We start from the raw sequence: 17,797 nt of genomic DNA on the forward strand, positions 1-17,797 counted from the left end.
CCCCTTTGTTTCTTTTTTGGCACGGGCAAGTCGGGGCGGCGCTTCGGCTTGCCTTGTTTTTGGAGCACCCCCGTCCATGCCTTTGCCCACCCCGGCGCCCCGCCGGCCCCTTCACCACCGCACCATCGACTGTGTCGGCTACGAACGCGACGATGGTCTGTGGGATATCGAAGGGCATCTGGTCGATACCAAAACCTATGACATCGCCAATCACGACCGCAACGGCATCGCCGCCGGCGAACCCCTCCATGGCATGGGGCTGCGCCTGACCATCGATCTTGATCTGCGCATCCACGCCGTGGCGGCGGCCACCGATCACGCCCCCTTCCACCAATGCCCGGAGGTGGCGGATCATTTCCAGCGGCTGGTCGGCCTGACCATCGGGCCGGGCTTTCGCGGCAAGGTGCGCGAGCGTCTGGGCGGAGCCGAGGGCTGCACCCATCTGGTGGAGCTTCTGGGGCCGCTGTCGACGGTGGCTTTCCAGACCCTGCTGAAAGCGCGCACGACCCGGCGCAAGGACGAGGGCAAGGCCGACGAGGACGTGTTCTCGTTGCTCAACAGTTGCCACGCCCTGCGCATGGACGGCCCGGTGGTTGCCCGCGAATGGCCCGATTACGCCGTGCCGGCGAAAAACAGGGCCGGCGGGTGAGGGATTGGCGCCCTTGCTTCCTTGCCATCCCCGGCTGGGCGGTGTACACGGATCCCCTCTCGCCGCCGGACATCCGGACGGCGTGATCGGCGCTGGCACCCCTGGAGGCCAGGTCGACAGGACAACGTTTTTTACGGAGCAGTCATATGTCTGACATCGGTACCCTTTCCGCGAAGGGTCGCGACCGGGCAGGTAAGGGGGCAGCCCGCGCCACACGTAGAGAAGGCCAGGTTCCGGCCGTGATCTATGGTGGCCGGCAAGATCCCGTCCTGCTGTCCCTGGCCCCCCGCCTGATCCACACCGAAATGCGCAAGGCCGGTTTTTCGTCGCGCCTGTTCGACCTCACGGTCGAAGGCGGCGAGACCCACCGCGTGATGGTGCAGGACGTGCAGTTTCATCCGGTCACCGACATGCCGATCCATGTCGACTTCCTGCGTATCGGCAAGGATACGGAAGTCACGGTCGCCATCCCCGTCCACTTCATCAATGAAACGGCCTCGCCGGGTCTGAAGCGCGGCGGCGTGCTCAATGTCGTGCGTCACGAGATCGAGGTCCATGGCCGTCCCGACGCCCTGCCCGACTTCTTCGAAGTCGATCTGACCGGCGCCGAAGTCGGCGATTCGATCCACGTTGGCGTCGTCAAGATCCCCGAGGGCGTGCGTCCGGTGATCGCCGAGCGCGATTTCACCATCTGCACGATCGCCGCTCCGTCGGGCTTGAAGTCTGAAGAAGCCGCCGCCGGGGAAGCCGCCGCCGCCGCCGCCACTCCCGCGGCGTAACGTCCTCTGCCGGAAGGATCCGTTGCGATGAAGCTTGTGGTGGGACTGGGCAATCCCGGCCCCCGCTATGCGGGAAATCGCCATAACGTCGGCTTCATGGCCGTCGCCGCCTTGGCGCGACGGCACGGAATCGGACCCTTCCGGCGCAAGTTCCAGGCCCAGGTCGCCGACGGCCAGATCGCCGGCGCCCGCCTGCTGCTGCTGGCGCCCGAGACGTTCATGAACGCCTCGGGCCAGGCGGTGGGGGAAGCCGCCCGCTTTCACAAGATCGCCCCCGAAGACATCATCGTGCTTCACGACGAGCTTGATCTCGCCCCGGGCAAGATCAAGGTCAAGCAAGGTGGCGGCGCCGGCGGTCATAACGGCATCCGCGATATCGAGGCCCACCTTGGCCCGGCCTTCTGGCGGGTGCGCCTGGGCATCGGCCATCCCGGCCACAAGGACCGGGTTCTGACTTACGTGCTGGGCGATTTCGCCAAGGCCGAGGAAGACTGGCTGGCGCCGATGCTTGACGCGGTGGCCGATCACTTCGCCCTGATGCTGGAAGGCCGGCCGGCCGATTTCATGTCCAAAGTGGCGGCCCAGACCCGGCCCGCCGAAAAGGCCAAGCCGCTAGCGACGGCCAAACCCAAAGAGGGGGAGGCGCGCACGTCCGGGGGATCGGTGGCCGAGGTCGGCGCCCCACCCCCCTCTCCTACGGGTCTTGCCGCAGCGCTCGCCGAGGCCCTCGACCGTAAAAGCCAGAAAGGGAACGGCTGAGCCATGGGATTCAAATGCGGCATCGTTGGTCTGCCCAACGTCGGCAAATCGACTCTTTTCAACGCCCTGACCTCGACCGCCGCCGCCCAGGCGGCCAATTTTCCCTTTTGCACCATCGAGCCCAATGTCGGGCGGGTGGCGGTGCCCGATCCGCGGCTTGATACCCTGGTCGAGATCGGCAAAAGCGCCAATAAGGTGCCGACCCAGCTTGAATTCGTCGATATCGCCGGTTTGGTGCGCGGCGCCTCGAAGGGCGAGGGGCTGGGCAACCAGTTCCTGGCCAATATCCGCGAGGTCGACGCCATCGTCCATGTGCTGCGCTGCTTTGAAGACGGCGACATCACTCATGTCGATGGCTCGGTCGATCCCTTGCGCGATGCCGAGACGGTCGAGACCGAGCTGATGCTGGCCGACTTGGAAAGCCTGGAAAAGCGCCATTACAATCTGTCCAAGAAGGCCAAGGGCGGCGATATGGACGCCAAGGCGCTGATTGGCGTGATCGAGCCGGCGCTCGAGGCCTTGCGCGCGGGCAAGACGGCGCGCACCGTCGCCCCGCGCGATGCCGAGGAGCGCAAGCTGTTCGCCCAGCTTCAGCTTCTCACCTCCAAGCCGGTGCTGTACGTCTGCAATGTCGAGGAGGCCTCGGCCGCTTCGGGCAACGCGCTGTCGGCCAAGGTCGCCGATCAGGCGGCCAAGGAAGGCGCCCTGGCCGTGGTCATCAGCGCCGCCATCGAATCCGAGGTCGCCCAGCTTGAAGAAGAAGCCGAGAAGGCCGAGTTCCTGGAAAGCCTCGGTCTCGCGGAAACCGGCCTGACCCGGGTGATCCGCGCCGGCTATGACCTGCTGGAGCTGATCACCTTCTTTACTTGCGGCCCCAAGGAAGCCCGCGCCTGGACGGTGCGGCGCGGGTCGCGCGCCCCCCAGGCCGCCGGCGTCATCCATAGCGATTTCGAACGCGGCTTCATCCGCGCCGAAACCATCGCCTATGCCGATTACATCGCCCAGGGCGGCGAAAGCGGCGCCAAGGAAGCGGGCAAGATGCGCTCGGAAGGCAAGGACTACGTGGTCCAGGACGGCGACGTCTTCCTGTTCCGCTTCAACGTCTAAGGACTATTGGCCGATCTCGGCATCGTTGAGGTCGGCCAAGCATCTGAACACGGCCGTTTTAAGCTAGGCTGAAGGAGGGCGCGGTGCTGATCAAATCGATCAAACTGACCAATATCCTGAGCTTCGGCGAGGCGGCCGAGACCATCGAGCTTCGCCCGCTCAATGTGGTGATCGGCCCCAATGGTTCGGGAAAATCGAACCTGATCGCGGCGATCGAGCTGTTTCGCGCCTTGCCAAAGGACGCGCCCGCCTTCTTTCGGAGGGAGGGCGGTATCCATGATTGGTTGTGGAAGGGGGGCGAAATCCCCCCGGTGGCGACCATTGAGAGTGTCTTCGACGAAAAAGGCCCCTTGAGCGGCCTGCGGTATGCCCTGCGCTTCACGGTGGTCGGTCAGCATTTCGAGATCATCGAGGAACGGATCGAAGAGGAAGCCGCTGAAGGTGCTCAGACGCCTCCCCCGTACCATTTCAAGGATGGCCGCGGTGCTCTCAGAGCTCTCCTAGCCAATGAGGGAGAGATTAAGGCTTGGTCCTTTGTCATTCCGAGTGAGATCGATCCGACCCAATCTATCCTGGCCCAGCGCAAGGATCCCCATCAATACCCCGAACTTACTTCCCTCGGGGCGGTCCTTCCGACAATGCGCTGCTATCGCGAGTGGACCATGGGGCCGCAGAGCCCGCCACGCCAAGACCAGAAGACCGATCTTCGCAACGATTATCTCGACCCTTATGGCGCCGGCAATCTGGCCTTGGTTCTGCAGCGGTTGGGCAATAAGCCCGCGCTCAAGAAACGCTTCCTGGAAGCCCTTCGCCTTCTCTACGAGGGAATCGATGATTACGGCGTGACGATCGAAGGCGGAACCTCGCAGATTTTTTTCCACGAAGGCGGGCGTTTTACCATCCCGGCGAGCCGGCTTTCCGATGGCACCCTACGCTATCTGTGTTTGCTGGCCATCCTTCTCGATCCCGCGCCGCCGCCGCTTCTGTGTATCGAAGAGCCGGAATTGGGGCTCCATCCCGATATTCTGCCGACCCTCGCCGATCTGCTCAAAGAGGCGTCGGAACGGACCCAGGTGATCGTGACCACCCATTCCGACGGGCTGGTCGACGCCATGACCGATCGGCCCGAAGCCGTGCTGATCGCCGAAAAAAACGAAAACGGAACCACCCTGACCCGGCTTGATGGCGAAACGCTCAAGCCCTGGCTGGCGAAATATCGCCTGGGCGAGCTTTGGACCCGTGGTGGAATCGGCGGCACGCGATGGTGAAACTGTTCGTCGAGGGCGGTGGCGGTCACGAAGCCGCCTGCCGGCAGGCTTTCGCCACCTTCCTCAGCCGCGCCGGTCTGTCCAAAAAGCCCCGGATCATGGTCTGCGGCAGCCGCCATAATGCCTATGACGATTATTGTATCGCCCTTGAAAACCGTGAAGACGCCGTTTTGCTGGTCGATAGCGAAGGTCCGGTGGCACCCGACATCCAGGCCGGCAAGCCCGACACGTGGCAACCCTGGCGACATCTGAAACAGCGACAAGAGGACGGATGGGATAAGCCAGAGGGGGCGAGGGACGAGGATTGCCACCTGATGGTCCAATGCATGGAGTATTGGCTCGTGGCCGACCGGGAGACCCTCAAGAGTTTCTTTGGGAAAGAGTTCAAGGAAAACGCCCTGCCCGCCACCGGCGCCCCTCTCGAGTCCTGGTTGAAACAGCGGGTTTATGACGGCCTTGCCCGGGCGACGAAGACCTGCGAGACCAAGGGGCGTTACGATAAGGGCGCGCATTCCTTCAAATTGCTGACCGCGATCGATCCGGCCAAGGTTGTGGCGGCCTCGCCCTGGGCGGCGCGCTTCGTCGCCCACCTCAAGACCAAAATGGATCACCCCAAAAGGGACCCCCGATGACCTTGTCCGGCGCGTTCCTCGGTTTTTTGCTTTTTCCCTTTGTACCCGGGACCTTATGATTGGGTTCCGGCTGCATTCCTCCCATGGTCAAGAAGGCGCTTTCCATGAAGAAAGGTGACGTGAAGAAGGTTGTTCTCGCCTATTCCGGCGGTTTGGACACCTCGATCATCTTGCGTTGGCTGCAAGACGAATACGACTGCGAGGTGGTGACCTTCACCGCCGATATCGGTCAGGGCGAGGAACTGGAGCCGGCGCGCCAGAAGGCCGAGATGATGGGGATCAAGGAGATCTACATCGAGGACCTGCGCGAGGAATTCGTCCGCGACTACGTTTTCCCGATGTTCCGCGCCAATACCCTTTATGAAGGCGTCTATCTGCTGGGCACCTCGATCGCCCGGCCGCTGATCGGCAAGCGTCTGGTCGAGATCGCCGAGGCGACCGGCGCCGACGCCGTCAGCCACGGCGCGACCGGCAAGGGCAACGATCAGGTGCGGTTCGAGCTGACCGCCTATGCGCTCAAGCCCGACATCAAGATCATCGCGCCTTGGCGCACCTGGGATCTGCACAGCCGCACCAAGCTGATCGAATACGCCATGCGCCACCAGATCCCCGTGCCCAAGGACAAGCACGGCGAGGCGCCCTATTCGATGGACGCCAATCTTCTGCACATCTCCTATGAAGGCAAGGCCCTGGAGAACCCCTGGACCGAGCCCAGCGAGGACATGTTCCGCCTGACGGTCAGCCCGGAAGCCGCCCCCGACAAGGCCCAGTACATCGAGGTCGATTTCGAGCGCGGCGATGCCGTGGCCATCGATGGCGAAAAGCTGACCCCGGCCGCCCTGCTCGCCAAGCTCAACGAGATCGGCGGCCGCCATGGCGTGGGCCGTCTGGATCTGGTCGAAAACCGCTATGTCGGCATGAAGTCGCGCGGCGTTTATGAAACCCCGGGCGGCACCATCTTGCAGGTCGCCCACCGCGCCGTGGAAAGCCTGACCCTTGATCGCGAGGTCATGCACCTGCGCGACGAGCTGATGCCGCGCTATGCCAAGCTGATCTACAACGGCTTCTGGTTCGCCCCCGAGCGCCTGATGCTGCAGGCCGCCATCGATCAGACCCAGCAGACGGTGACCGGCACCGCCCGCCTGAAGCTCTACAAGGGCAATGTCAGCGTCGTCGGCCGCAAGGCGGCGAAAAGCCTCTATCGCATGGACTATGTCACCTTCGAGGAAGACACCGTCTATGACCAGCACGACGCCGAAGGCTTCATCAAACTGAACGCCCTGCGTCTGCGTCTGGGCAAGATGGCCCGCGACAGCTGATCGCGGTCGCTGCGTGCCAGACTTAAGCAAAGGCCCCTCTCGCGAGGGGCCTTTCGTCTGACCGGGTTCACAGGGCGCCCCGCCTGATGTAAATTAGACCTTAATTATAAAACCACAGCGGGAGGCGTTGTCATGACCTATCACATCTCCACCCTGTATGGCGGTTCGGGCGGATTTGCCGATGCCGTGGCCGAAGTGACCAGCGCCCTGGCCGACAACGGCTTTAGCATTCTGACCACCCTTGACGTCGCCGCCACCCTGCGGGCCAGGCTTGATGCCGATCTGCCGCCCTATCTGATCCTGGGCGCCTGCAACCCGGGCTTCACCTTGCGCTCGCTCCACGAGGAACCGCGCATCGGCCTGATGGTGCCCTGTAACGTGGTGGTGCGCGAAATTCCCGCCGGCCAAGCCGATGCCGGGCGTATCGAGATTTCAGCCGTCGACCCTGTCGCCGCGATGATGGCGATCGACAATGTCGGCCTTATCCATGTCGCCCAGGAGATCCGCGGCCAATTGAGCCGGGTGGTCGACCGCCTGGGGCTTGATCCCGCCGAAGCGGCTTAACGATTGGGACCGGATCCCGCAGGGATCATAGGGTCTCGCGCCGACGCTGTCTTAGCAGCTGAGGACTGCAACCTGTGAGGAGGGGAGTTGAATGGCTGGGCCCCCCCCCGCCCTCCCCTCTGGTCGCTAATCCTCGCAAACAGGCACCCATGACGGGACTGGACCGCCGAACAGCGTCTCCACCTGCTTTTTCGCGGGTGGCTCGAAATACGTGTAATGCTTTATTTCCCAATCTCCGTCTTGCTGCCAGTACAGGCTTGTGAAGTTCAAACGACCACCGAAGCCCTTTCCGTCACCGCCGTACACATTTTTTTCCCCAGCAATCACCCACACCGGTGCCAACCCCGCTTTGTCTAAGGTTCGCAGGAATGCTTCGCGGTCCACTAGCGCCGCGTGTGGGCCTTGCTCGGTCAAGGCTGGATCAAAAAATCTAATCGACCCAGCCCTGTCGAGGAACGTTGGCCGCCGGCCATCTGACATGTGGAGTTCCATGTCACGGATCAGCCATGGCGCCGGCATCTCGACCCGGATTGCATCATCGATAGAGCCGTCATATCCGCCGCGCTCGCAGGTGTATTCAGTGACTGTGGGTCGAGCGGCCGTGGGAAGGGAACCCAACCCGTCCCCCGGTTCCTCCCAGTCCGAAAAATCGGAGAATGATGTGTGCCATGGATACTCGCCGATGTAGTGTTCGTGGCCGTAGATTTCGATGAACGGCAGGGCGTGCGGGTCACTGAGGCGCTTTGTCTGGAGCCCTCTCAGCAAACGGCTCAGGTCTCTCCGCTTGACGACAACGCAATTGATGCGCGCCCAACTATCCATTCCGCGCTCGTCATCTCCCCACGGCCGTTCGCCAACAGATGTGAAGCTGTGCAGAACGAGCCAACGTCCGCTATCCCGCCCAGCAACGTCGATACAGCGGACGTCATTGATCATGCCATCCTGGCTATGGAGCCATTGAAGGCGCTCGGTCGGGGTCGACGCTTTCAGCACTGGATGGATGGGTGACCACCACACCGGTTCATCGAATCTGGTCCCCCCGTCATCCTGGGCCGATTCGGCAAGGAGAGATGGGTCTATGTCTCGCAGGCTACCGCAGGTTTCTCCGGGATAAGATCCGGGCGCCTCGCCAGCGTTTCTTCCTCCGATGAAGGCGCAGTTATCGGCCAAACGACCTCCTAGTTCATACAAGCTAAGCCACTGATATTTTTTGCCGATACGCTCCACAGAATGAGACATCCTGCCGTGACTGATCTGTCGGCCACGGTCAAAGGCCCCGTGCAGTTGCTCGGACCAGCCGAGATCATGGGCGCGCATGCAAACCCATCGACGAGCCCAACGCTGGTTAAACAGGGCGGTGCTTCGACCAGCCCATGAGCCCATTCCATTCGCTATCCATGGCTGGATGCTCACCCGGTAGTCTTCCCACGCGTCACTGGTGATAGTGCTGCGGAAGGCACGCTCGCTTTCCTCAAAAGCTTCTCGCTCTGGCGTCTGTTCCCAACGGCCGCGGCCATTAAGAAGTTTTGCTTTTTCTGCCATCTCCATGAAGGCGGTGACAGCTTCGGGCGATGCCGTGGCACTGAAATCGGCTAACCATGACAGCCCAACTTCAGGGTCGCTTGGCAGCCTTGTTACTCCCAGCGGTGCAGGGCTCCAATTCCTAACGTGGCTGTCGATCACGTAGCGCGCGAAATCGCCATCCTGGACGGCAGAACTGACAATTTGGTCGGAATAACGGGCTCCCGATCCGTATGTGTCGGTATAATTCTCGATGATTTCGTTGGGGATATGCTCCAGCGGCCATGGACTGCGGTACGGGGGACGCGCTTTCGTCAGGTCGACCTCAGGCGGCAAACACTGCCTCCACAACGCATACTCCACGATTCCCCGGCCGTGATCGCGGATCAAGGTATTGAGCGGCGGTGCCCCGGCGTCGAAGAGTGTCGTGTATACCGCCAGGGCCAGAGTGCCGATCGTGCCCTCATCCATCATCCCCTGCAGCAACGCGCCGTAGATCGCCGCCAGAAGGCGTTCGCGCAGGTAGTCGTCGTCAATCTCCCAGAACCGCGCCAACAGGTTGGCGGCCAGATTGGGACGCTTTGCCATCAGAGAAGATAGCGCCTTGGTGGCGCGGTCGCGTACAGTGCGGTTCGAAGTGGTGAGGCACCAGCTTAGGGTGATGCCCGCCAACTCAGCGCGACGATCTTCGATGACGTCGAAGCCATTGCTCCAGGCCCATTCGATAAGCGTCATAATCGGGGAATGTTCATCTGCTCCGATTAACGAGATGGGGATGGACCATTTCGCATCCCGCTCCGGCATCGGCCATGCCTTCAATTGATCGTGAAGATAAAGGCCGTTGAACTGGTTGTCCGGCTCGGTCGCCACATGCAGCAGGATACTCAGAACCTCTTTCTCACCTAAAATCCGGTGCACAAGGTCTAGCGTCCTCTGTGTGAAGTTCTGCTGCGCGCGCCAGAGCAGGCTCTCACGGAAAGCCTCTTGGACGCTGTAAGAGGTCTTTGCCGGCAACAGGTCCGGCAGTTCTTGTCCGAAACGTTCGGGAAGCTGCACAGCCAAAGCCTCAACTACCCCCGCCATTTCCCATGCCAATGGTTCAGTGACATACCGGAGCAGCGGAGCATCCGCGGCAAAGGCGGCAGCGGGACTGGCGGCGCCTATATGAACATCTATCAGACGAGCAGCGATCACATGGTCGCTGAAGCGCTGGAAAGTGAAGCGAACGACTTCGGCCCCGTCGTCGTCAACCTCCACCGTCAGCATGCCTTCGCTCTCAAGCTGAGTAAGGAGATCGCGATTCCGGTCCGCCTGAGAAGGCAAGATGGCGTCGAACAGGGGTTGTACCTGCTCCACAGGGAGACGTTCTGTTACTCCCCAGGCCATCGCCTCGGCCAGCGCTTCGATTGCCCTCTTGACGATTTTCCGGCGGGTGTCCAGTTGAAGACGTCGTTCCACAAAACTTTGGACGGCATCACGGTAGAAGGAAAAAATTGCCGTCACACCGGTCATGCCGCGTGGGAACTCGCGCTGCTGATTTCTTTCAAGAGCGTCACAAAGGGTTTTCAGGAACAGCGGGACATTCAGCTCAGGTGCCGGCACCGGCGCACCCGGCAGGACAAAACCACGGGCCTTCAGGTATGCACGCGCATCCTTACTGCCAAAGCCGTGGTGCTCCAGCCGGGGCAGAACCTCCTCGGTTAGCGAGTCGGGGATGACGTGTGCAAGATAAGTCGTGCGGCAGGACAAGATCACCCCAAGATGCGGAAATGCCTCCACCTGCTTGAGAAAACCCGCCAACCGGCTAGGCCATAAGGCCGTGCCTTTCCGCTCGTTGAGCGCGTCAACAAGGATTAGTCCCCTGACACCCGCTGCCTGAGCTGCAGCATCGAGAGCGCCGAGAAAGTGCTGTGTGCTTGTCCCTGCTGGCATATCCAGCTCACGGAGGATCTGATCCCATGGATTGCCCTCGGTGAAATTCTGCCCCAGCAACAGCACCGCCGGCCGGCAACGTTCGATCTGGTAGGCCGCCACGTCGGCGAGCAGATGTGATTTGCCGACGCCCCCACCTCCGTGCACGAGGATCTGGCTCTGGTTGACGTAAGCCCAGCTTTCTCCTTCCAATTCAAGGCTCATGCTGTGAATTGAGTTGTGCAATTCCCTGAGGTCGCGGTATGCCCTGTCGCGACGGTCCTTGGCATCCTTAACGCCGTCCGCGTTGTTATATAGCCAAGCGAATGTTCTCTCTAATGCGCGCGCGGCGGCATTCAAGGCGTCCCGGCATTGCTTAAGCGGATAAAAGTGTGATGCGGTCGGCGGCTCCGACGGCAAGGTTGCTTCGAGCGATAGTAGGGATTGAGCGAAATCTGCGGGTAAGGGAGCGGTGACCTCGGCCAGGAGCGTGGCCGATTGAACTGCTGACCGTCCGTGGCGGAAAATATCCCGTACCCAGGTCTCCATCTGGCGGTGGAGGTCTGGGTCACGCGCCAATCCAAGTAAGGCCCGGCGGATCGGGAGAGTGACACTTGTATCGGCCGTGTAGCGGTTGCCAAGGTCAGCCGCAGCCGATTCAAATTTTTGTTGGAACCACGCCACCGTAAGAAGTTGTTGGTTAAACCAGTAAAAAGTTCTTCCGGCGTATTGTGAGGGTTCACGAGTAAGGCGTTCTTTCAGAGTGCTGGCATTCCACAACTCAATGGTTAAGCGACGACTTGATTCGGTGGCCTTTTTTATCTTTCTGTCGCGCCAAGCCTGCCATTTTTCCAGAGGAGTCTTGCCTCTTCCCGTTCGAGCGTCAGACAAGTCAAACGGTATGCAAACCACGTAACGGGTGAGCATCGGGTGTTTGGTCAGCGCTTGGTTGAGCGCTGAATCGAGGTCGCGGAGCAGGTTATGTACGTCCCAATAGTACTTAACCTGCCACCCTGTTTCTTGGCCGTCTGGAAAACGGGTGAAGCACTCTACCCCGGCATCAGCCCCCGCGCCCTTGCGGTAATGTTCCGCCTCTGGGGCGCGTGGCTCGAGAGAGGCAAACTGGCAGCACAACTCCTCAAACGCTCTATGGCGGCTGCCGCCGTGCTCTCGAATGTTTTTAAAGTCGATATCAGGCAACGGCATAAAGAGAGGGCATATCCGAAAGATTGAGATCCTTTAATCTGACCCGCTCGCCGTAAAAGAGCAAACATTGATTTTTACATGGCACCAGAAGATTGTGCGCTGTTTGCTAAGAATGCTCACATCGCTTTTTTGCAGCAACCTTATCCCATATCCTTCGCGGCTCGGGGCCCGATCTGGCCGATCGGGCCCGCTTGAGCGAAAGGCGCCGAAGGGGTGTCGCCGCTCAGTGCAGCGGCATCGGCTGCATATCGTGCTGGCGGATGGCCACATGGGCCAGATCCAGGCTGGGCGCCCAGCCGATGCGCAGGCCGTTGGCGGCGTGGATGGTGAAGCCGGCGATCGGCTGCTGGGCATCGGCGGCCGTGGCGGCCCGGGCATAGGCCAGGGCGTTAAGGCCGAGGACCGCCAGTTCCTCGATATTGGCCGGGCCGGGAATGGCCGGGTGCTCGGCGGACTCTTGGAAATTCTTGTCACTCATGATGGGACTCCTTTGTGACCGAATCCGGTGATCCCTCTGGCTTGATCCTCGGGCGTTTCTAGCGGTGGTTATGATGTCTAACGCCCGGTAATCGCCTTGGGTTCGACCGCCCCGCCGTCTGTTGGACGCGCGGGTGGATTGTCAGGCGCGGTCTTTGGCGGAAACGTCGATGGTACGGGCGCTGTCGGCGGGATCGCCGCTTCCTTTGGCGTCGATGCGGATATGACGGACCTTGGGCTCGGGAATCGGCCGCTCTAGGTCGATGTGCAGCAGGCCGTTCTCCAAGCTGGCACCGATGATCTCGATCCCCTCGGCCAGGACGAAGGCCCGTTGAAACTGCCGCGAGGCGATGCCGCGGTGCAGGAAGATCCGCTCGGCGTCGTCTTGTTGGCGCCGTCCGCGAATGACCAGTTGATTGTCTTCGACCGCGACGGAAAGGTCGGATTCGGCGAAGCCGGCGACGGCCAGAGTGATCCTCAGGCCAACTTCGCTGACCTGCTCGATATTATAGGGGGGATACCCCTCGGCCTGGGTCTTGGCGACGCGGTCGAGCACGCGTTCGAAATGGTCAAAGCCTAACAGCAGCGGACTGTTGAAAACGGACAGTCGGGTCACTTGCGTCCTCCTCCTTGGGTCGTCGAGCGAGCACACATGGGCGAAAGGACGGGGTGGGCCCAGGTCCGGCGCCATGCCGGTCGGCCCCAAATGGGCGCCGACCTTGCCCCTATTATGTCGGTTGGGCGGGTGCCCGCGTCAAGTTACAGGGCGGCGCGCGGGGGGCGATAAGAGACTTTCGGCTCAAGAATGCAGTCTTTCGGGTATTTCGGAGGGTCTCGACCTTTCGATCCCAAGCCGTCCGCGGTACAAGGGACGCCGGTCCGTCCTTCCGGAGTTCACCCCATGCTCCCAGACTCGCCGCAGCCAGACCCGCCCCTGACGGTGCAGGACCTTCTTGATAGCCTTGATGATGACCTGATGGTGGTCGATGGGGCGGGACGGGTGATCTCGACCGGGCGGCGCGGCGCCGCCCGCCTGGGGTTGACCGATAAGGCGCAGGCGCTGGGCTGCGATCCCTTCGCCCTGTTGCCCCCCGATGTGGCGACGGGGCGGCGCTCCGCCCTGGCCCGGGTGGTCGCGTGCTGTGTGGCCGAAACCCTCGAAGATCGCCACGATGGTCACTGGTGGTCGGTGCGGATGATCCCTTTGATCGAAAGGGCGGCGGCCGGCCGGCCGGAAAGCCGGGCCGAGGACCGTCTGGCGCGGGCGGTGATCTTGCGGATTCGCGATGTCACCGGCACCCGCGCCCTGGCCCTGGCCCTGGGCGATAGCGAGGAGCGCTTTCGCGGCACCTTTGATGCCGCCGGCCATGGCATGGCCCTGATCGATACGGAGGGCCATTTCCGCATGGTCAACCCGATGCTGCGCGCCCTGCTGGGGATCGACGCCGCCCATCCCGGCGATCTGGCCGCCGTGGTTTTCCCCGGCGATATCAAGATCGCCATTGATATGATCCGCCGCCTCGCCGCCGAGATCGAACCGTCGCTGACCGTGCGGTTGCGCTTTGTCGGCGCCGATGGGGCGACGGTCTGGGGGCTGGTCAGCGCCACCTTGCAGCGCCCCCGGGTGGGCGAGCGCGCCTATGTGGTCATGCATCTGCGCGACATCACCCAGGAGCAACTGGCCGAGGGCCGCCTGCGCGCCGCCAAGGAAGAGGCCGATCGCGCCAGCCGGGCGAAAACCCGCTTCCTGGCCGCCGCCAGCCACGATCTGCGCCAGCCGTTGCAGGCGCTCAATATGTTCATCTCGGTGCTGGCCGGGCGTGAAAACGATCCGTGGCGCGCCGCCATCATCGGCAAGATCGAAAAGACCGCCGACGCCTTGACGGCGCTGCTTGATACCCTGCTCGATATTTCCAAGCTCGATGCCGGGCTGATGCGCTGCGAGCCGCGCGACGTGATGATCGGCGGGCTGCTTGCCCGCTTGAGCGAGGAATTCCAGCCGCTGGCGGTGTCACGGGGGCTGGCGTTGCGCGCCGTCGCCTCCAGCGCCGCCGTCCATGCCGATCCGGCCCTGGTGGAAATCGTCCTGCGCAATTTTCTGGGCAACGCCCTGCGCTATACCCCGAGCGGGCGGGTGCTGGTCGGGGCGCGGCGGCGCGGCGACGGCGTCGAGATCCAGGTGCTTGATACGGGGCCGGGGATCGCGCCCGAACAGCACGGGTTGATCTTCGAGGATTTTCACCAAGTCGAGAACCCGGCCCGCGAAAAGGGCGAGGGGCTGGGCCTGGGACTGGCGATCGTCAAACGGGTGGCCCTGCTGCTGGGGGCCCGCGTCGGGGTGCGGTCGCTGCCCGGGCGCGGGTCGTGTTTCACCATCCGCCTGCCCGGGCCGCAAGGCAGGGCGATCGAGCGCCCCGAGGACGGGCTGCTCGGCGTTTCGGCCCAGGCGGCGCGCGGGCTGACCGTGCTGCTGATCGATGACGATCCGGCGGTGCTTGATGGCCTGACCCTGGTTCTTGAGGCTTGGGATTGCGAGGTGCTGGCCTTCGCCGATCTCGACGGCCTGCGCGAGGGCCTGGGTTCGGGGGGATTTCTCGCAGCCCCGGATGTGATCCTCAGCGATTTCCGCCTGGGCAAGGGGGAGAACGGCGTCGAGGCGGTTCGTCTGGTGCGCGATCACTTCGCCCAGGCGGTGCCGGCCCTGCTGCTGACGGGCGATACCGCTCCCCAGCGCTTGCGCGAAGCCGACGCCAGCGGCCTGCCACTGCTGCATAAGCCGGTCAAGCCCGAGGTTCTGCGCGGCGCCCTGGCCGATGTCATCGCCGGCGGCCTGACCCTGGATGATGGCCTGCCCGGCGGCGAGGGCGCCGATCCCCGGGCCGTCGGTCCGCCGGGAGGGGGGGCGGGCGGCGGGCCGTGAGCGGCCCCCTCTTTGTTTGATTTCCGCAAAACGCCGCCCTCAAGACCATGGCTTGAACCGCCGCGCACGCATACAAACATATCTCAGCCGACGAGACGGGGTGGACCGGGGACCGGGGGTCGACCGGCGAAGACCCGGGGGACACAGGGAGGACCGGGATGTTGAGTAAACCGCTGCTGACGGTCCATGAGGCCGCCCAGCTTCTCAAGGTCAAGGAGGCGACGATCCGTCAATGGATCCGCGACCAGCAGATGCGCGCTATCAAATTCGGCCGGGAATGGCGGATCGCCGAAGCCGATCTTGAACGCTTCGTCAACGACCACGCCAATCGCTAGGGCGGTTCCGGTCCTTGCGGATCAAGCGAGCATCGGAACGATCGACAGCACCAGCAAGCCGGCCATGGTTCCGTTGAACAGGGCGCGGCGGCGGGCGCTGACGCCCAGCCATTGGCCGATGGCCACGCCAAAGCCCGCTCAGGCCGCCGAACTCGCCAGACCGACGGCGATGAAAACGACGACGATCACCAGGATCTGGGCCAGCCGCTGATCGCCGGCGTCGAGGGAACTCGGCGAGGTGAAGGTCGCCAGGGCGCTGATGACGATCACCCAGCCCTTGGGATTGGCCCATTGAAAGGCGGCGGCCTGCAAAAAGCCCAGGGGCCGGGCCCTGGCTTTCGCCTTCTTCCCCTCGCCGGCCGCGTCGGTCGCGGGCGCCGTCGTCGGCAAGGTGGCGATGCGCCAAGCCAGATACAGCAAATAACAGCCGCCGATGAGGGCGATCAGGCGCTGCAGGCCGGGGATGGCGGTGAAGGCCGCCCCCAGGCCCAGGCCGACGGCGACGAACATCAACGGAAAGCCCAGGGCGACGCCCAGCAAATGGGGAAAGGTGCGGCGGAAGCCGAAGGCCGCCCCCGAGGTGGTCAGCATCACGTTGTTGGGACCGGGGGTGAAGAACATGGTCACGGCGAAGAGAACCAAAGGCAAAAGAGACTCGGACATCGGATTCTCTCCACAACCTGTCATAGGACACTTTGGCGAAAGTCGGCGAGGTGATCCGCCGTTGACCGCTCTTTTTCCCGGAAATTCCGTCTTTTCTGGGGAGAATGCGGCGATCCGCCTTGTAGGACGCTTTAAAGGGGTCTATCAGTCAAGGGGTCTTGTGAACTAGGTCACTTTTGGTCTCTGCGATGGAAGGTTTCTCCGGTGCGCGATCCTTCTCCCTGGACGCCGCGTTTCGCGGCCCCGCCCGGTACCCTGTGCGAGCGGTTGGCCCGCGCCATCGCCGAGGATATCGACTCGGGGCGTTTGCGGCGGGGGGCCCGCCTTCCCGCCCATCGTCGTCTGGCCATCGCGCTGGCGACCAGCGTCGTCACCGTCGGTCGGGCCTATGATCTGCTGGAGCGGCGCGGGCTGGTGCGCGGCGAGCATGGGCGCGGAACCTTCGTGATCGGCGTCGCCACCACGCCCCTGGCCTCGCGGCTGATGGACAAGGTGATCCGGCCCGAAGGCGTGGCCGATCTCAGTTTGAACCTGCCGCCGACGATGATCCCGCCCGAGGCCTTCGCCGAAGCCGTAGCCGCCCTGGCCCGCGACGGCCGCCTGCCCGATCCCTCGCGCTATCCCCCCTGCGCCGGCTGGCCCGATTTGCGGGCCGCCGCCGGCGCCTGGATCGCCGCCCACCGCCCCAGCGCCCCGGCCGAAGGTGTCCTGTTGGTCAATGGCGCCCAACAGGGCATCGTCGTGTCCCTGGCCCTGGCCGCCGAGCCCGGACGGCCGGTGATCACCGAGGCGGTGACCTATCCCGGAGCCCTGGCCGCCGCCGCGCTGCTTGGCCGGCCGGTGGTCGGCGTGGCCCTGGATGGCGAGGGGATGCTGCCCGAAGCCCTGGAGGGCGCCCTGACGCGCCATCCCGGGGCGCTGATCTATCTGGTGCCGGTGCTGCAAAACCCGACGGGGGCGACGATGGGCTTGGGGCGCCGGCTGGCGCTGTTGGACGTCGCCCGAAGGCATGGGGTCGAGGTGGTCGAAGACGACGCCTATGCCCTGCTCGACGAGGCGGCGCCCGAAACCCTTTACAGCCTTGATCCCGAGCGAGTGTGGTACGTCAATAGTTTCACCAAGCCGCTCGGCTCGATGCTGCGCATGGGGGTGGTGGTGCCGCCCAGCGGCCGCGAGGCCGCCGCCATCCGGGCGATCCAGGGAACAACCTGGACGGCGGCGCCTTTGGCCGCCGCTGTCCTTGGCCAATGGCTGGGCGACGGCACCGCCGAGCGCGTGGTGCGCGGCCTGCGCGCCGAGGCCGCCTCGCGCATCGCCATCGCCCGGGCGATCTTCCCCGGGCTTTGCCCGCAGGGCTATCGCGGGCTGCATCTGTGGCTGCCGCTTGACGAGCCCCGGGCCGAACGGCTGGCCCGCCGGGCCGCCGCCGCGGGGATCATCGTCACCCCGCCGCTGGCCCCGGTGGTCGATTCCGATCTGGCGATGGGGGTGCGGATCTGCCTGGGCAGCCTGCCGCGCGAGTCTCTCGCCCGAACCTTGCTGGTTTTGCGCGGATTGGTCGAAGACGAGGGGGAATGCGCCGCCGTCGTCTGATCCCGCCCCTTTTCCCGCCCCTTTCCGGCCCTTGCCATCGGCGCCGTGATCGGGCATCACCCCCGCCCCGGCCGGCCGGCCCCGCAAGCCAGGG

The 17,797-nt window shown here is 63.5% G+C and carries 15 protein-coding genes; 11 read left to right on the forward strand and 4 right to left on the reverse strand.

What is annotated here, in order from left to right:
• The first annotated feature begins 76 nt into the window (after positions 1–76).
• The 8 genes from RRU_RS19325 (at position 77) to RRU_RS19360 (ending at position 7,077) form a co-directional block, all read left to right on the forward strand.
• On the forward strand, positions 77–649 hold the full coding sequence (locus RRU_RS19325) for a DUF2889 domain-containing protein (protein WP_011391492.1): 573 nt from the start codon (positions 77–79) through the stop codon (positions 647–649).
• Positions 650–795: 146 nt separating this feature from the next.
• Positions 796–1,428 carry a 50S ribosomal protein L25/general stress protein Ctc gene (locus RRU_RS19330; protein WP_011391493.1) on the forward strand — a complete coding sequence of 211 codons (633 nt, stop codon included), beginning with the start codon at positions 796–798 and terminating at the stop codon, positions 1,426–1,428.
• Positions 1,429–1,455: 27 nt separating this feature from the next.
• A complete protein-coding gene (pth, locus tag RRU_RS19335) occupies positions 1,456–2,187 on the forward strand; it encodes an aminoacyl-tRNA hydrolase (protein WP_011391494.1) in 732 nt (243 codons plus the stop codon).
• Positions 2,188–2,190: 3 nt separating this feature from the next.
• Entirely contained in the window at positions 2,191–3,294 is a 1,104-nt protein-coding gene (gene ychF / locus RRU_RS19340; RefSeq protein ID WP_011391495.1) for a redox-regulated ATPase YchF, read from the forward strand.
• 83 nt (positions 3,295–3,377) lie between these two features.
• Complete coding sequence (locus tag RRU_RS19345; RefSeq protein WP_011391496.1) at positions 3,378–4,562, forward strand: AAA family ATPase; 1,185 nt, start codon at positions 3,378–3,380, stop codon at positions 4,560–4,562.
• The gene (locus RRU_RS19350; RefSeq protein ID WP_011391497.1) at positions 4,556–5,194 is read left to right on the forward strand and encodes a DUF4276 family protein; all 639 of its coding nucleotides are present in this window, start codon (positions 4,556–4,558) and stop codon (positions 5,192–5,194) included. Before RRU_RS19345 ends, RRU_RS19350 begins: the two co-directional genes overlap by 7 nt.
• Positions 5,195–5,298: 104 nt before the next feature.
• Positions 5,299–6,513 (forward strand): argininosuccinate synthase, encoded by a 1,215-nt coding sequence (locus tag RRU_RS19355; protein ID WP_014626653.1) that lies wholly within the window; start codon positions 5,299–5,301, stop codon positions 6,511–6,513.
• Between the two features lie 132 nt (positions 6,514–6,645).
• Positions 6,646–7,077, forward strand: coding sequence for a DUF302 domain-containing protein (locus RRU_RS19360; RefSeq protein WP_011391499.1), 432 nt, complete (start codon positions 6,646–6,648; stop codon positions 7,075–7,077).
• Positions 7,078–7,203: 126 nt separating this feature from the next.
• Here the strand turns inward: RRU_RS19360 and RRU_RS19365 are convergent, their stop codons facing one another.
• The 3 genes from RRU_RS19365 to RRU_RS19375 all read right to left on the reverse strand — a co-directional run bounded on the left by RRU_RS19365 (position 7,204) and on the right by RRU_RS19375 (position 12,808).
• On the reverse strand, positions 7,204–11,715 hold the full coding sequence (locus tag RRU_RS19365) for a hypothetical protein (RefSeq protein ID WP_011391500.1): 4,512 nt from the start codon (positions 11,713–11,715) through the stop codon (positions 7,204–7,206).
• Between the two features lie 223 nt (positions 11,716–11,938).
• Positions 11,939–12,193 (reverse strand): DUF1150 family protein, encoded by a 255-nt coding sequence (locus RRU_RS19370; RefSeq protein ID WP_011391501.1) that lies wholly within the window; start codon positions 12,191–12,193, stop codon positions 11,939–11,941.
• Positions 12,194–12,334: 141 nt separating this feature from the next.
• Positions 12,335–12,808, reverse strand: a complete 474-nt coding sequence (locus tag RRU_RS19375; protein WP_014626654.1) for an Hsp20 family protein — start codon at positions 12,806–12,808, stop codon at positions 12,335–12,337.
• 285 nt (positions 12,809–13,093) lie between these two features.
• Between RRU_RS19375 and RRU_RS19380 the strand changes: the two genes are divergently transcribed.
• Both RRU_RS19380 and RRU_RS19385 read left to right on the forward strand, forming a co-directional pair.
• Positions 13,094–15,112, forward strand: coding sequence for a PAS domain-containing hybrid sensor histidine kinase/response regulator (locus RRU_RS19380; RefSeq protein ID WP_011391503.1), 2,019 nt, complete (start codon positions 13,094–13,096; stop codon positions 15,110–15,112).
• A gap of 158 nt (positions 15,113–15,270) precedes the next feature.
• Positions 15,271–15,447 (forward strand): helix-turn-helix domain-containing protein, encoded by a 177-nt coding sequence (locus tag RRU_RS19385; protein ID WP_011391504.1) that lies wholly within the window; start codon positions 15,271–15,273, stop codon positions 15,445–15,447.
• Between the two features lie 138 nt (positions 15,448–15,585).
• Here the strand turns inward: RRU_RS19385 and RRU_RS19390 are convergent, their stop codons facing one another.
• Positions 15,586–16,110, reverse strand: a complete 525-nt coding sequence (locus RRU_RS19390) for a LysE family translocator (protein ID WP_011391506.1) — start codon at positions 16,108–16,110, stop codon at positions 15,586–15,588.
• A gap of 204 nt (positions 16,111–16,314) precedes the next feature.
• Between RRU_RS19390 and RRU_RS19395 the strand changes: the two genes are divergently transcribed.
• Positions 16,315–17,703, forward strand: a complete 1,389-nt coding sequence (locus tag RRU_RS19395; protein WP_011391507.1) for a PLP-dependent aminotransferase family protein — start codon at positions 16,315–16,317, stop codon at positions 17,701–17,703.
• Positions 17,704–17,797 lie beyond the last annotated feature (94 nt).

Source organism: Rhodospirillum rubrum ATCC 11170 (assembly GCF_000013085.1).
Lineage (GTDB): Bacteria > Pseudomonadota > Alphaproteobacteria > Rhodospirillales > Rhodospirillaceae > Rhodospirillum > Rhodospirillum rubrum.